Source organism: Enterococcus sp. PLH-Efm8 (assembly GCF_053011625.1).
The window spans coordinates 2,165,776-2,180,000 of sequence record NZ_CP172568.1 but is presented as its reverse complement, the minus strand read 5'-3'; the positions used below and the strand labels follow the sequence as shown (position 1 = coordinate 2,180,000).

The 14,225-nt window shown below is 37.0% G+C and carries 13 protein-coding genes, 3 tRNA genes and 1 rRNA gene; 12 read left to right on the top strand and 5 right to left on the bottom strand.

What is annotated here, in order from left to right:
* Positions 1-89: 89 nt before the first annotated feature.
* Positions 90-205: ribosomal RNA gene (gene rrf / locus ACIFUW_RS10800) — 5S ribosomal RNA — on the top strand.
* Positions 206-214: 9 nt separating this feature from the next.
* Positions 215-288: transfer RNA gene (locus ACIFUW_RS10795), tRNA-Asn, on the top strand.
* Positions 289-652: 364 nt separating this feature from the next.
* Here ACIFUW_RS10795 and ACIFUW_RS10790 read toward each other — a convergent pair.
* A protein-coding gene (locus ACIFUW_RS10790) for an IS3 family transposase (RefSeq protein WP_086956687.1) occupies positions 653-1,815 on the bottom strand; the annotation gives its coding sequence in 2 pieces (ribosomal slippage) (positions 653-1,539 and positions 1,539-1,815; 1,164 coding nt in all).
* 208 nt (positions 1,816-2,023) lie between these two features.
* Between ACIFUW_RS10790 and ACIFUW_RS10785 the strand changes: the two genes are divergently transcribed.
* Entirely contained in the window at positions 2,024-2,398 is a 375-nt protein-coding gene (locus ACIFUW_RS10785) for an iron-sulfur cluster biosynthesis family protein (RefSeq protein WP_002287966.1), read from the top strand.
* A 113-nt stretch (positions 2,399-2,511) separates the two neighbouring features.
* Here the strand turns inward: ACIFUW_RS10785 and ACIFUW_RS10780 are convergent, their stop codons facing one another.
* Positions 2,512-3,141 carry an alpha/beta fold hydrolase gene (locus ACIFUW_RS10780; protein WP_002287965.1) on the bottom strand — a complete coding sequence of 210 codons (630 nt, stop codon included), beginning with the start codon at positions 3,139-3,141 and terminating at the stop codon, positions 2,512-2,514.
* Positions 3,142-3,274: 133 nt separating this feature from the next.
* Positions 3,275-3,347 (bottom strand) — tRNA-Thr (locus ACIFUW_RS10775).
* A gap of 213 nt (positions 3,348-3,560) precedes the next feature.
* On the opposite strand from ACIFUW_RS10775, the gene ACIFUW_RS10770 reads away from it, so the two are divergent.
* A tRNA-Asn gene (locus tag ACIFUW_RS10770) sits at positions 3,561-3,634 on the top strand.
* Positions 3,635-3,771: 137 nt separating this feature from the next.
* Here ACIFUW_RS10770 and ACIFUW_RS10765 read toward each other — a convergent pair.
* Positions 3,772-3,936 carry a hypothetical protein gene (locus tag ACIFUW_RS10765; RefSeq protein WP_002296289.1) on the bottom strand — a complete coding sequence of 55 codons (165 nt, stop codon included), beginning with the start codon at positions 3,934-3,936 and terminating at the stop codon, positions 3,772-3,774.
* A gap of 294 nt (positions 3,937-4,230) precedes the next feature.
* Between ACIFUW_RS10765 and ACIFUW_RS10760 the strand changes: the two genes are divergently transcribed.
* The 3 genes from ACIFUW_RS10760 to ACIFUW_RS10750 all read left to right on the top strand — a co-directional run bounded on the left by ACIFUW_RS10760 (position 4,231) and on the right by ACIFUW_RS10750 (position 7,347).
* A complete protein-coding gene (locus tag ACIFUW_RS10760; protein ID WP_002294080.1) occupies positions 4,231-5,559 on the top strand; it encodes a C1 family peptidase in 1,329 nt (442 codons plus the stop codon).
* A 201-nt stretch (positions 5,560-5,760) separates the two neighbouring features.
* Positions 5,761-6,594: a fructosamine kinase family protein gene (locus tag ACIFUW_RS10755; RefSeq protein ID WP_002287963.1), complete on the top strand. Its 834-nt coding sequence runs from the start codon at positions 5,761-5,763 to the stop codon at positions 6,592-6,594.
* A gap of 15 nt (positions 6,595-6,609) precedes the next feature.
* Positions 6,610-7,347: an acyl-ACP thioesterase domain-containing protein gene (locus tag ACIFUW_RS10750; RefSeq protein WP_002287962.1), complete on the top strand. Its 738-nt coding sequence runs from the start codon at positions 6,610-6,612 to the stop codon at positions 7,345-7,347.
* 154 nt (positions 7,348-7,501) lie between these two features.
* Here ACIFUW_RS10750 and ACIFUW_RS10745 read toward each other — a convergent pair whose 3' ends face one another.
* The gene (locus ACIFUW_RS10745) at positions 7,502-8,470 is read right to left on the bottom strand and encodes an asparaginase (protein WP_002287961.1); all 969 of its coding nucleotides are present in this window, start codon (positions 8,468-8,470) and stop codon (positions 7,502-7,504) included.
* A gap of 231 nt (positions 8,471-8,701) precedes the next feature.
* Between ACIFUW_RS10745 and ACIFUW_RS10740 the strand changes: the two genes are divergently transcribed.
* The 5 genes from ACIFUW_RS10740 to ACIFUW_RS10720 all read left to right on the top strand — a co-directional run bounded on the left by ACIFUW_RS10740 (position 8,702) and on the right by ACIFUW_RS10720 (position 14,221).
* On the top strand, positions 8,702-9,535 hold the full coding sequence (locus ACIFUW_RS10740; RefSeq protein ID WP_002287960.1) for a DUF72 domain-containing protein: 834 nt from the start codon (positions 8,702-8,704) through the stop codon (positions 9,533-9,535).
* Positions 9,536-9,568: 33 nt separating this feature from the next.
* The gene (locus ACIFUW_RS10735) at positions 9,569-10,408 is read left to right on the top strand and encodes a Cof-type HAD-IIB family hydrolase (RefSeq protein ID WP_002287959.1); all 840 of its coding nucleotides are present in this window, start codon (positions 9,569-9,571) and stop codon (positions 10,406-10,408) included.
* Between the two features lie 25 nt (positions 10,409-10,433).
* The gene (locus ACIFUW_RS10730; RefSeq protein ID WP_002287958.1) at positions 10,434-10,994 is read left to right on the top strand and encodes a pyrophosphohydrolase domain-containing protein; all 561 of its coding nucleotides are present in this window, start codon (positions 10,434-10,436) and stop codon (positions 10,992-10,994) included.
* A gap of 198 nt (positions 10,995-11,192) precedes the next feature.
* Positions 11,193-12,914 (top strand): septation ring formation regulator EzrA, encoded by a 1,722-nt coding sequence (locus ACIFUW_RS10725; protein WP_002287957.1) that lies wholly within the window; start codon positions 11,193-11,195, stop codon positions 12,912-12,914.
* A 164-nt stretch (positions 12,915-13,078) separates the two neighbouring features.
* On the top strand, positions 13,079-14,221 hold the full coding sequence (locus tag ACIFUW_RS10720) for a cysteine desulfurase family protein (protein WP_002287956.1): 1,143 nt from the start codon (positions 13,079-13,081) through the stop codon (positions 14,219-14,221).
* The last annotated feature ends 4 nt before the right edge of the window (positions 14,222-14,225 follow it).

The following is a 14,225-nucleotide window of genomic DNA, read 5'->3' as shown; positions in this document are numbered from 1 at the left end:
TAAAAGAAAAGAACTCGGAAAAAAACTTATGTGACTTCAAATCCAGTTTTGAGTGAACAAAATTTACTCAATAAAAGATAACACCACAGTGTGGTGGCGATAGCGAGAAGGATACACCTGTAACCATGCCGAACACAGAAGTTAAGCTTCTTAGCGCCGATTGTAGTGAGGGGTTGCCCCTTGTGAGAGTAGGACGTCGCCACGCTGATGTTATTCCGGCATAGCTCAGTTGGTAGTAGCGCATGACTGTTAATCATGATGTCGTAGGTTCGAGTCCTACTGCCGGAGTAAAAGTAGATGTAAGAAATATCATACTGTAGACAAAAGTATCAGTTTCCTCTTTACTAAGAGTGTAGACTGATACTTTTGTCTATTTTTGTATAATAAAAAATATGAAGACATATGCTCCCACTGCTAAGTGACCAATTTTTTCAGACTCATTTCGGCAAAAACAAGCATCGTATGCACCTGATTTTTTTCTAAGCCTCGATACCTGATGCAGCGCATTCCATGCTTTTTCTCATTGGAATGGCAACAGTTTTTTTGACAAATTTTATAAGGTGCAGAACTTCTTTCCGTATGCTATTCCGATTGTCCTTGACAATGAGCCTCCTCGGATGTGACGATCTTCGGCAGGAGCTAACAGTTAAAGTTAGACTGCCTCGCTAGCGTTAGCACATCCGAGCTCATTATCAAGGATTCGCTGCGCCAATCTCTGGTTACGGTAACCAACCGGTGTCTCGTAGCCAAGTGTACCGTGCAACCGAAGGTGGTTCCACCAATTGACATAGTCAAATAACTCCAAATCCAATTGTTGTAAGGTTTCAAATGTGTATTGATAGACAAATTCTACTTTCAACGACTTATAAGTTGATTCAGCTACGGCATTATCAAAAGGACAGCCTTTATGACTCAATGATCGATTGATGTCAAAAGTTGTTAATAATTCATCAATAGCTTGGTTATCAAACTCTTTTCCACGATCAGTATGAAAAATCTCAACCTCTGTCAGAGGTTGTTTGATACGGCTAAATGCTTTTTTTACTAGAACGGCATCTTTATGTTCTCCACAAGAATAGCCGAGAATTTCTCGATTGAACAGATCCAAAATGAAACAGACATAATTCCATTTTTTCCCGACTCGTACATAAGTCAAGTCTGTTACGATCGCTTCTAATGGGTTGTCTCTTAAGAATTTACGATTCAATACGTTTGTCGTTTTGGCTTCATTGCAAGTAGAATGATGTACTTTAAAATAAGCAACAGTATAGCTCGATTTTAATCCTCTATTTTTCATGATTCTACTAATTTTTCGTCGGCTGATCTGAATGCCTCGTTTTGATAAGGCTTTTTTTATTTTTCTTGAGCCGTAGGCCTTTCGGCTGCGGATAAATTCTTCAGCGACTACTTCTTCAAGTTCTGATTCGTCTTTCTTTGGTTTTGATTGATAATAATAGGACTGACGTGATAGACCTAATATTCTGCACATCGCTGATATAGGGTAAAGATGCTTATTCGCATCGATTACTTGTCTCTTCGTCCGAATATCAGCGCTGCTTGCTTTAAAATATCATTTTCCATTTCTAATTGCTGGTTTCTTTTACGTAGTTCTAACAATTCTTTTTGTTCAGGCGTAAGATTATCTTTTTCTTTGAATGAACCACTCGTTTTAGATTGCTTTACCCATTTGTCAAATGCTGAAGCCGTTAGTTCATATTCTCGAATGATTTCTACACGTGGCTTTCCAGCTAAGTAAAGATTGACGATTTGTTGCTTGAATTCTTGTGAAAAAGTTCTTCGTGTTCTCTTAGACATAAAAATTCCTCCTGGTATGTTTTCTTCTAGTCTACACACCTTAATTTTTCTGTCTAGTTAATTGTAGCCTATCCAAGTCTACACTCTGAGATGTAAGAAATATCATAAGATATTTCTTACATCTTTTTGTTTTGAGCAGGACTTTAGATAATTTTATTAATATATGCTAGCATGCTTTTGTAAGAAAAAGAAAGAGGGCGTATTAGTTATGTATCTTAAAATTACGGAACAAGCACAAGAAAGATTACAAAAATATATTGATGAAGGCGCAACAGTTATATTGGATTTAGATGATGGCGTTGGGGAATATTCTAAAATGGGTGTTTGCTCTTTAGATACTAGTTTTCGTTTACTTCTTCTTGATAAAGAACAGAGAAAAAATGATTATAAACTCCAATTAGATAGTGATATTGGGGATGTTTATATAAAAGATTATTCAAAAATGTACATGGATGAACATATGACCCTTTCTTTAGATCCACGTCTAGGTGTATTTACTCTTGAAAGCCCAAGTGGTTCTTTAGACAGTCATGTTCAATTAGTAGATCTACGACCAGAAAAATTCTCTGGAATAAAACAATAACTTTCTCTCTATTGTCCATAAAACTAGTCTCAATCAAGCTGTATTGAAAAAACAAGACAACATTCTTACCATGGTAAATAAAAAGACGACACATTTTGTCGTCTTTTTTTAAATTAACTATTTTCGATAAAAGATCGCATAGCTTGTGCCATTATTTCTGGCTTTTCTCTATTCAATTCATGTTTTCCGTTTTTAATAAAGAGTAGCCGGCCATTCGTTGAAAGTTTATATAAACGTTTTGCTGCTGGTTTATTCGCATGATCTTTGGTACCGCATAAAATCAATTTAGGAAGTCGTGATGTACGAAGCTGTTTTTTGCAGTCTAATGTTTCAAGTGAACGAAGTAGGGTAAGGGTTTGTTTTTTAGATAGACCTAATTTTTCAAATATCTTAGAAGGTACGCAGTAAAAATAAATATTCTGGAAAGTAAGCAATAAGCGATTAGGAGACTCAAATTGTGGAGCGACTAAAACAACCTTTTTTAAATATGGAGAAGGAGTTGCAAGATAGTTTAAAGCAATAACAGCGCCTAAAGATAATCCACATAAAATAAAAGGTTCCTTTATCTGATTCAATTGTACTTCGATGTATTTGGTTAAGTCGTCTAAAGTAGCAGTGTCTGTGCTGTTTAAATGATTGAACAATGAAAGACTTTTGCAAGAATAACTATTGGGTAGATAAGAGATTACATCTTTCCATGATTGTTCGTCTTGGCCTAGACCATGCAAAAAAACAATTTTCATATTGCTCTCCTTTTTATAGTTATCATATAGACTTTCTTTGTACTATTAAAATATAAACATTCATTTCTTACGTCATAAAATAAAAAAACAGCGCAGACACATTGTTAAACCAACATGTTGCACTGTTTAAGGAAGCCACTTGCCGGGCTTGAACCGGCGACCTCTTCCTTACCATGGAAGCGCTCTACCAGCTGAGCTAAAGCGGCATTATCATTAATACAAATAATAGGATAACGAATATTAATGTATTTGTCAACAGAATTTTTTCGAAAAAATGTGTTTCTCTAATAGGAAAACAGATTTTAGAAAAAATAAAAATAACAAAAAATGCGAACGGTTTCTTTGATAATATAATAAAAAAATTCAAAAAAAGTATTGCGTTATTTAGAAGAAATTGATATTATATTCATGTACTTGATTCCGGCATAGCTCAGTTGGTAGTAGCGCATGACTGTTAATCATGATGTCGTAGGTTCGAGTCCTACTGCCGGAGTAAATAAAGCTTATGCAAAGAAAAAGAAATCCAATCACTTGGGTTTCTTTTTCTTTTATTATTATGATGAATCAAGCTTTCTGTTTTTGTCACGTATGTTGTAATCTTTACGAAAGAGTAGAGTTGGCTACTCATAATCAACCATACTTCCCATCATCGCTAAATACGAAATAAATCAGCATTCCTACACCAATCAAAGCACAAGCTGCACCAAGAAAAGGGATGACATTCCCAAAGTTATCTGTATTCATAAGTATGCCACCACCCACAAACAAAAAGCCGCCAGCAATCAGGTTTTTCATTTTATTCATCTCCTTTCTTACGTTATAGTATTTCCTTCTTTCAATGAGTATTTTGAAAGCTATCTTATTGTATGATGTTCTTCTAGGCCTCTTCTTTATTATACAGGCCATTTTCGTTATCTCATAGAAATATTCCTTTTTATCTGAAAACTATTGTATACCGTATGACATTTTTCTTCATGAAGTTGTAAGTATATTCTCATTCAAATGAAAATTTCATCATAGAAGAGATTGTATTTCTAAATTCTTAAGAGTAAAATACGAAGTATAACTTGGATTTGGAAGGATGATTGGATGAAAGCTATTACGCCTGATATGACAACAAAATTTAACAAACAGTTTCAAGCAAATATCAAACAGCAGGCATTGCAGCGGGCAGTTGTGAAGAACGGAATTACTGCTTCTGCTGAAAATGTTTCAGCACATGTGGAGAATACACCGGTATTTTCTATAGATTTGGCTACGGGGAAAGTGGCTAATCAAATGCAATCGGGGCGTTGCTGGATGTTTGCTGCACTGAACACATTCCGTCATAAGATGCTGAATCAATTCCATTTAAAAGAGTTTGAATTATCACAAAATTACACTTTTTTCTGGGATAAATATGAAAAGGCAAATTATTTCTATGAAAACATCATTGCAACAGGAAAAGAGGCAATCGATAGCCGGAAAGTAGCTTTCTTACTCGCTACTCCTCAACAAGATGGCGGCCAATGGGATATGATCGTTTCATTATTCCAAAAATATGGCGTTGTGCCTAAATCGGTGATGCCGGAAAGTGCGAATAGTTCAAATTCTCGAGATTTGAATAACTACTTGAACAAATTACTGCGTAAAGATGCAGTAGTGTTACGGAAAATGGTTGCTCAAGGAGAAACATTAGACGCTATTGAAGAAAAGAAAGAAGAAATGCTAGAAAGCATTTATAACTTCTTAGCTATCTCATTAGGAACACCTCCAAAAGAATTCGATTTTGAGTACCGCGATGAAGAAAAGAACTATCATCTTGACCGAGGACTGACACCACAAATTTTTTATGATAAATACATCGGTGTAAAATTAGATGATTATGTTAGCGTGATCAATGCACCAACAAAAGACAAACCATTCAATCGTTCTTATACAGTAGAGATGCTAGGAAATGTCGTTGGCGGGAAAGAAGTCAAATATCTGAATGTTGATATGGAAACTTTCAAAAAATTAGCGATTGCTCAGCTTGAAGAAGGAGAATCTGTTTGGTTTGGTTGTGATGTAGGTCAATCTTCTACTAGAACTAGTGGCATCATGGCCTTAGATGCTTATTCAATGGATGATCTATTTGATACGGATTTTACAATGACTAAAGCTGAACGTTTAGATTTTGGAGAAAGTCTGATGACCCATGCGATGGTATTGACCGGTGTTGACTTAGTAGACGGGCAATCAACAAAATGGAAAGTCGAAAATAGCTGGGGCGAAAAAGTTGGAAAGAATGGCTTCTTTGTTATGAGTGATGCCTGGATGGACGAATATACGTACCAAATCGTTGTAAGAAAAGATTTATTGACGAAAGAGCAATTAAATGCGTTCAATGAAGAACCAATTGTTCTATCTCCGTGGGATCCAATGGGTGCTTTAGCATAGACGAGTATTTCAATGAAGAGTATGTAGTAAAGATAAAAAGAGCTGGCTTAAGCCAGCTCTTTTTATCTTTAAAGTCCATTCCCTGTTTTTTATGGTCCCTGTGCTATAATTCTAAATAAAGGATAAGGATTGGAAATAATCCTTTTATCATTAAAAATATGATGACGAAGTAGAATAAAATTGGGAGTAGGGGGGAAAGTCATGGATATCCAAACTGTTTTATCTGATCTGAAATTAAATGGTAAAGTGATTCCAGTTGTTGGTGGCGATGTTAATCAGACCTATCGTATAAAAACCGAACATCGTGCTTATTTTTTAAAAATCCATCCGAATGTAAAAAAAGGATTTTTTGAAGCAGAAGTAGACGGATTAAAAGAACTGTCAGCATTCGTACGTGTACCGGATACGTATATGCTAGGTGAAACAAGTGAAGGCGCTTATTTGTTAATGGAATGGATCGAGCCGGGAAAAGGGGATCAACGAGATCTTGCTGCAGCTTTAGCTAATCTCCATCAGCAAACAGCGCCACAATTTGGTTTTCGTAAAGATAACTATTTGGGTACACTTGTTCAGAAAAATTCTTTTGAAGAAGATTGGTGGACTTTTTTCTTTAAAGATCGGCTTGAATCCCAGATTTCTTTGGCAGAAGAAACGAATCGATGGAATGTACAGCGTCAAGAAAAGTATCTGCGATTTAAAGAACGTGTATTGAAATCGGTTGAACCAAAAAAGATCACTCCACGCCTCTTGCACGGAGACCTGTGGAGTGGTAATGTGTTCTTTGACCAGCAAGGGCATCCAGTTTTTGTCGACCCAGCTGTTTCTTATGGGAATCGGGAACAAGATATTGCAATGAGCCAGTTATTCGGTGGTTTCCGACCGGAATTTTTAGATGCTTATCAAACTATATTTCCATTAGAAAAGGGATGGAAAGACCGACTGCCGATTTACCAGTTATATTATCTTTTGGCACATTTGAATATGTTTGGAGAAAGTTACGGTTCCCAAGTAGATCAATTACTAGAAAATTTTTAAGAGGAGGGCGTGTTTTTGGCAAAAAAATATACCAAAAAGCATGAAGTTTCATATTATGAGTGTGACATCAACCAAACGATGACATTTCCTTCGATGTTAGGAGTAGTTATCAAAACGTCTGAAGATCAAAGCGACCAGTTGGGAAGAGGCAGTGAATTCGTCAATAGCTTTGGACTTACTTGGGTCATCACGAATTATTCCATGGAGATTAATCGTCTCCCTAGAGTCGGTGAAGTAATCTCAGTAACGACTCAAGCCATGGAGTACAATAAGTTTTTCTGTTATCGGAACTTCTGGATCCATGATGAAGATGGGAAAGAATTAGTCAAAATAGAATCTGTTTTCGTATTGATGGATTTTGTGAATCGAAAAATGAGCAGTGTTAATGAAGAGATCATTGCTCCTTTTGAGAGTGAGAAGATCAAGAAAATCAAGCGTCAGGAAAAAATTGAAAAGATTGATTCGGGCTTCATGTTGCCATATCGTGTTCGTTTTTATGATATCGATAGTAATCAGCATGTTAATAATGCGATGTATTTTAATTGGATCATTGACGTATTAGGATATGACTTTTTGACTACGCATGTTCCAGAAAAAGTAATTATTCGATTTGATAAAGAAGTAGAGTACGGGAATGAGATCGAAAGCCATTTTGAACAAATCCCTATCGAAAATGGTGTCAAAACAAAACATGAAATCCGAATGCAAGAACAGCTGTATTGTGAAGCAAATATTATATGGAAAAATAAATAAAAAAGAGGTTGTGACAGAAGGGGGCAACTTCAAGAAATAAGAAGAAATTTACGAAAATTGTTTCTCAAATTTTTGTAAATTTTCGACTTAGTTTTCGAAGAAGCTATTTTTGTCACAGCCTCTCTTTTTAAGTTTAGCTATTAGATAATGATGTTTAGTTTTGGATAAACGAAATCAATTCTTCACCCGACAAACCATAGTTTACAGCAATCAATAGTTTTAAACGTGCTTTTTGACTATTAATACTGTTACAGAAAATAATCCCCATTTTTTCTAGTTCTTTTCCCCCGCCTTCATAATCATAAACAGGCTCTGCGATTCCATTGAAACAACGAGAAACAAGTACTACAGGGATTTTTTGGACAAGAAGCTTTTCCAAAGCAGCTAAGGCTTGTGGAGGGAGATTCCCCGCACCTAAAGCTTCGATTACCAAACCGTCTACTTTCGTATGGGCGATGGCTTCCAATAAGTCCCCTTGCATCCCAGCATATGCTTTAACGATCGGGATAGTCCCATCTACAGCGGAAATGTCCAGTCGCTTTGTTTCTAAAAGTTCCTGCAAGAATAAAATTCGATTCTTAGTTACTAAGCCGATGGGACCCAATGTAGGTGTTCGGAAAGTAGCAACATTTGTGGTATGGGTCTTTGTCACGTAGCGTGCAGAATGGATCTCATCGTTCATGACCACCAAAACCCCCTTATCTAGCGCTTCTTCACAACTTGCGACACGAATCGCACTTTCAAAATTATAAAGGCCGTCACTTCCAAGTTCATTACTTGAACGCATTGCCCCAGTCAAAACAATTGGTAATTTGTTGCCAATCGTTGTATCAAGAAAAAAAGCAGTTTCTTCTAATGTATCTGTACCGTGTGTGATCACCACTCCGGATATACCTGATGCATAAGCGGACAAGATACGTTCTTTTAATACCAACATGTGAGAAGGCATGATGTGTGGTGAGGGAAGATTGAAGATATCTTCAACTAATAATTCTACATGCTTGGGGATTGTGATTTCTGCATCTAATAATGGGTTTGCCACATCAGGACTAACACCGCCCGTGAGCATGTTTTCTTTCATGGCGATCGTTCCGCCGGTGTGTAGTACAAGTATTTTTTTCATTTTACAGACTTCCTTACGAATAATTTTGCATAGCCGTTAAATCTTATTGTATACTATATAAAAGAGTTTTGCTATCAGTGAAGAATAACGAATAGCCTAACTTATCATAAAAAAGCTGACCTTATTAAAATGGAAAAGACTCAACCTTGACCTCCTAATACAATGGAGTATCTGGTTGAGTTTCTTTTACAAGAAAGCAGCCAAGGAAATCAATCACGAAGGTGGCCGGAAATGATCAGAATCGGATTAACATCGTTTAAAGAACATGACAAATTAACTGGTAAAAAGAATAACACTCTTTATGAATATGCAGGGTTTCTACCCTTAGTGGAATTAGATACTGCCTATTATGGAATTCCCCGAAAGTCCTCAGTTGAGAATTGGATAAGTGAAGTACCTGAATCATTTCGCTTTGTAGTCAAAGTCTATCAAGGAATCAGCGGTCAAGGAGACTGGAAGCCTTATTATCAGACCGAAGAAGAGATGATTGCGCATTTTTTAGATGTTATGTCGCCAATGGTAGATGCTGGAAAGATGTTTTGCTTTTTAGTCCAATTCCCCTCATCATTCAAATGTACGAAAGAAAATGTCCAGTACTTGCGCAAACTTAGAAAGTGGTTTGAGGGTTATCCTGTTTCTATAGAATTGCGGGATTATTCTTGGTACAGCGATGAATTTCTTGAACGTACAAGAAACTTTATGTCTAGAGCCGCTTTTTCTTTAGCCATCATCGATGAGCCACAGTTGCTGAATACAACGATTCCTTTTGATCCATTTGTCACCAATCCGAACTTTGCTCTTTTTCGATTCCATGGTAGGAATGCGCAAGGATGGCAAGCAAATGATAAAGAGTGGCGTAAAAAAAGAACGTTATATCGTTATTCAGAAAAAGAACTGCAAGAACTAGCACATGAAGTCAAAGTAGTTGATTCTAAGACAAAAGAGGTAGGTGTGATTTTTAATAATAATTCTGGTGGTGATGCGGCTGAAAATGCATTAGCACTGCAAAAAATATTAAATATCAAGCCAGATGGACTCAATCCAACCCAAATGGATCTGTTTTAAGGGCTTATTTTATTCAAGAAAGGGGCGAAGTCTATGATCAAAGCTATTTTTTTTGATATTGACGGAACATTGGTCACCAATCGTTCAAAAGCGTTGGAATCAACAAAACAAGCAATTGAATATGCTCGGAAAAACGGCATTTTATGCGGTGTAGCAACGGGGCGCAGCCCAGTAAAGATCAAAGAAATCATTGATGAATTGGAATTAGATATGTATGTCGTGTATAATGGTCAACTGGTTTTTACTGCAGATCGCACGATTATCGACCACCCTTTTGAACAAAAAGTATTGGAACATATTGTTGAATTTGCAGATGAGAACCATCGACAAATCGTTTTTGGTGCGAGAAATCGGTTAGATGGATCAACGACGATGCTATTAGGACAATCGATTTTTATCAAGCGACTAGTCAGCTTTTTACCGCGTAAATTCCCGGTACGTCTGATGAAAAAAATCCTCCAGGTTTTTAGCCCTCACCGACAAAAGGATCGTTATGAAACGTTAGAGATATTAAAAGAACCAATTTATCAATGTATATTGCTCAGTCCGGAGTCAGAACAGAAAAAGTTAGAACATCGCTTTCCCGAGTGTACGTTTCAGCGTTCAAATACGTATACTGTAGATATCATCCCAAAAGGTGGTTCAAAATTACTAGGCATCCAAGCTTTCGCAAATGCTGTCGAAATTGAAATGGAAGAAATTATGGCATTCGGCGATCATTACAATGATATCGAGATGCTGAAAGGTGTAGGAATTGGAGTGGCCATGGGGAATGCTCAGATCGAAGTAAAACATGCTGCAGACTTTGTGACTCAATCAAATGAAGAAGATGGGATATACGAAGGACTGAAACACTTCGGTCTGATTTATTAGTCAATGAAAGAAGGAAAAAATCAGTATGGAAGCAGAGACACCTTTTCAAAAAGTAGAAACATTCCACAAAACTTTTGATCCAAGAAGACCAGAGATACCCACGGCTTTTACAGAAAATGAAGCTCATACACGTGCTGCGTTCAAAATAGAAGAACTTGTTGAATTTGTTGCAGCTACTTCACCTAATAAAGAACAACTGCATGAAGCTGTTATGCTGCTGCACGAAGCATTGGATAAAGCAGAAGAAAAAATACTTGGTAAAACACAGTGGGGAAGTGATCCGCTGGTTGAACAAGTAGATGCACTGACAGATATCCTTTACTTTACTTATGGTTCTTTTTCATTACTAGGAATAGTGCCTGATCGAATATTCGAAATCGTCCATCAGGCAAATATGGGGAAATTATTTCCAGATGGAAAACCTCATTATGACCCTGTAACAAATAAAGTGTTGAAACCTGAAAACTGGCAGATGGAATATGCTCCAGAACCTAAAATCGCGGCAGAAATCCAACGTCAGATTCAAGAAGCGATTGCTAAGAAGAAATCCGCTGATATAGGCATGTGCACAAATGAAAAAGAGTGATCAGAGTTTCACTATTTTTGTTATCTTTATACGATGGAAAAACAAAAGATTTTCGTTTAAGTTAGTGAATGCATGAAAATAGTATGCTATAATCTAGAATAGATGTCTTTTGCACGAGAGACGTATTATTTGGATTTATGCCAAGCAGAACGCCATCTGTTGCATAAAAGATGCATACTGAAAACGGAGGAACCATAAATGGGAAATAATGTTATCATCGGAATCGTCATTGCAATCATTATAGTCGCCATTGTCGTCTTTTTGGTTAGTTACTTGATGAAGAAAAAAAACCAAGATCGATTGGATGCCTTAGAAAAACGCAAGGAAGAATTATTTGACTTGCCAGTGATTGAAGAAGTCGATGATGTTAAAAAAATGCATCTGGTTGGGCAAAGCCAAAATACCTTTCGTGAATGGAGTCAAAAATGGAATGACATATCTACTTCCTCGTTCGCTGAACTAGAAAGTCAAATTTTCGAAGTGGAAAACCTCAATGAAAGTTTTCGGTTCTTAAAAGGAAAAAAAGCAGTTGTTGAAGCAGAAGCTACAATGGACCAAATGGAGAAACAAGTGACGGAAATCCGTGAAGGTCTAAAGGAATTGCGGGAAACGGAAGAACGCAACTCACTAGCTGTTCAGCAGGCACTTGACGTCTATGAAGAACTGAAAGAAAAAGTCAGAGAAGACGAGCATGAATACGGACCAGCTCTTTTTGAATTGCAAAAACAGATCAAAGTGATCGAAAAAGAATTTACGCAGTTTGTGACTTTAAACACTTCTGGAGACCCTGTTGAAGCCCGCGAGGTTTTGGATAAAGCAGAAAAACATACGTATGAAGTGGAAGCTCTGATGAAAAAAATTCCACCGCTGTATGAGGAGCTCCATACCACTTTCCCTGAACAACTTGAAGAAATCAGTGATACTTACGAGAAATTGATGGAAGAACAATATGTATTCCCAGAAGAAGATCTTGCTGAAGATATCGCAAAAGTAAGTCGAAGAATTGAAAATTCATTAGCCAATCTTGAAAAAACAGAAGTTGAAACGGTCGAATTTGAAAACCGTGAAACAGCTGATTTGATTGATTCGTTATATGATATCTTAGAACGGGAAATGGAAGCTCAGAGATATGTAAAAACTAACCAATCAACGATTGCAGAGTATATCAAACATACAACAAAGAATAACCGTCAATTATTGATTGAGCTGGATCACACATCTCAAAGCTATACATTGAACCACAATGAAATTGGCCGTGTACGAGGTTTCCAAACCGAAGTGGAAGAAATGGAACGTCAAAATGAACAGATGATTCCACAGATCCGTCAACACGAAATTCCTTATTCAGAAGTGCGCACGTTCTATAAAACAGTCTTCAAAGTCTTAGAAGATATCGAAAAGCAACAAGTAGAGATCGACGACTCATTACATGAATTGAGAAAAGGCGAAAAAGAAGCGCAAGAAAAGATCGATACATTCGAATTCAAATTGCGCAGTTTGAAACGTTTTGTAGAAAAACAACGTTTGCCTGGCTTGCCGAATGATTACCTAGAATTCTTTTTTGTTGCTACTGACCGTATTGAAGAACTAAGTGTTGTCTTGAATAAAATTCGAGTAAACATGGAAGAGGTCAATCGTTTAGTTGCTCTATGTGAAGAAGATCTAGAATTATTAGATAAGAAGACACATGATTTAGTAGATGCAGCAGCATTAACGGAGCAAATGCTCCAATATGCAAATCGTTATCGTCATACACACGAAGAAGTGAGAGAAGCAATTGATAAAAGCTACTATTTATTCAATAAAGAATATCACTATCAAGAAGCATTAGACGAAATCGGTACAGCATTAGAGCGAGTAGAACCTGGTGCTTTCAAACGCATCGAAGATTTTTATTTTAATCATCCAGACTTAGTATAAAGCAAAAAAGTTAGTAAACCAGCAAGAGCAAGACGGATTATTGTCTTGTTCTTGTCTTTTTTTGTATATTTGAAAATTGAAACAAGTGAAAATTTCACCTGCTCTTGAAAGCACCTTGGACAACCGTTATAATAGAAAAGAATTTCAAAAAAGAGGGGTTTCTTATGATATATTTTGATAACAGTGCAACAACCCCAATCTTTCCGCAAAGCTTAGATGCATATGTAAAAACCAGTCAGCGGATTATTGGGAATCCATCAAGCTTGCATGATTTAGGCAATCAAGCTAACCGGTTGTTGCAGCAAGCAAGAAAGCAGATCGCTGATTTGATCCATGTAGAACCAGAAGAAATCTATTTTACTTCAGGCGGAACAGAAGGAGATAACTGGGTATTAAAAGGAACGATGATCGAAAAAAGAGAATATGGGAATCATATGATCATTTCAGGAGTCGAACATCCGGCCGTCAGCGAGACAGCAGAACAATTAAAAGAATTAGGAATCGAAGTAAGTATCGCCCCAGTGGATAAACGCGGATTTGTACGTGTCGACGAATTGAAAGAATTAATAAGAAAAGAGACAGTATTAGTCTCTGTTATGGCTGTGAATAATGAAGTAGGATCGATTCAGCCCATCCAGGAAATCAGTGATCTTTTGGATGATTTTCCTAAAATTCATTTCCATGTAGATGCTGTTCAGGCGATTGGAAAAGTACCATTCTCGCAATGGTTGACAGAAAGAGTTGATTTTGCAACATTTTCAGCTCATAAATTCCATGGCCCACGGGGAACTGGTTTCATTTATTGGAAAAAGGGTCGTCGTTTAGCACCATTACTGACAGGTGGAGGGCAAGAAAGAAATCAGCGAAGTGGGACAGAAAATGTTCCAGGTATTGTGGCTATGGTTAAAGCTTTACGTTTATCATTAGAGATAAAGGAACAAAAACCTGAGCAGACACAACGCTTAAAAGTAGCTCTAATCAATGCGTTGAAGACGTATGAGAAAGTGACGATTTTTTCAGAAGGAACTGACTATGCACCGCATATTTTATGTTTTGCTCTAAAAGGAATTCGCGGCGAAGTTCTCGTCCATGCCTTAGAAGAAAAACAAATATTTGTTTCTACTACTAGTGCCTGCTCCTCACGTAAACATATGGCAAGCAGTACATTGCACGCAATGCATGTACCAAATGATCTGGCTACATCTGCTGTTCGAATCAGCTTAGATGAAAACAATTCGCTTGCAGAAGTCGAGCAATTTATGATTATTTTCAAGCAGCTTTATAAGAAATTTTCTGCAATCAATTAAAAGA

Excerpts from the sequence above, each read along its gene's own strand:
- ACIFUW_RS10785 (WP_002287966.1), top strand. The coding sequence starts at position 2,024 with ATGTATCTTAAAATTACGGAACAAGCACAAGAAAGATTACAAAAATAT.
- ACIFUW_RS10780 (WP_002287965.1), bottom strand. The coding sequence starts at position 3,141 with ATGAAAATTGTTTTTTTGCATGGTCTAGGCCAAGACGAACAATCATGG.
- ACIFUW_RS10765 (WP_002296289.1), bottom strand. The coding sequence starts at position 3,936 with ATGAAAAACCTGATTGCTGGCGGCTTTTTGTTTGTGGGTGGTGGCATA.
- ACIFUW_RS10760 (WP_002294080.1), top strand. The coding sequence starts at position 4,231 with ATGAAAGCTATTACGCCTGATATGACAACAAAATTTAACAAACAGTTT.
- ACIFUW_RS10755 (WP_002287963.1), top strand. The coding sequence starts at position 5,761 with ATGGATATCCAAACTGTTTTATCTGATCTGAAATTAAATGGTAAAGTG.
- ACIFUW_RS10745 (WP_002287961.1), bottom strand. The coding sequence starts at position 8,470 with ATGAAAAAAATACTTGTACTACACACCGGCGGAACGATCGCCATGAAA.
- ACIFUW_RS10740 (WP_002287960.1), top strand. The coding sequence starts at position 8,702 with ATGATCAGAATCGGATTAACATCGTTTAAAGAACATGACAAATTAACT.
- ACIFUW_RS10735 (WP_002287959.1), top strand. The coding sequence starts at position 9,569 with ATGATCAAAGCTATTTTTTTTGATATTGACGGAACATTGGTCACCAAT.
- ACIFUW_RS10730 (WP_002287958.1), top strand. The coding sequence starts at position 10,434 with ATGGAAGCAGAGACACCTTTTCAAAAAGTAGAAACATTCCACAAAACT.
- ACIFUW_RS10725 (WP_002287957.1), top strand. The coding sequence starts at position 11,193 with ATGGGAAATAATGTTATCATCGGAATCGTCATTGCAATCATTATAGTC.
- ACIFUW_RS10720 (WP_002287956.1), top strand. The coding sequence starts at position 13,079 with ATGATATATTTTGATAACAGTGCAACAACCCCAATCTTTCCGCAAAGC.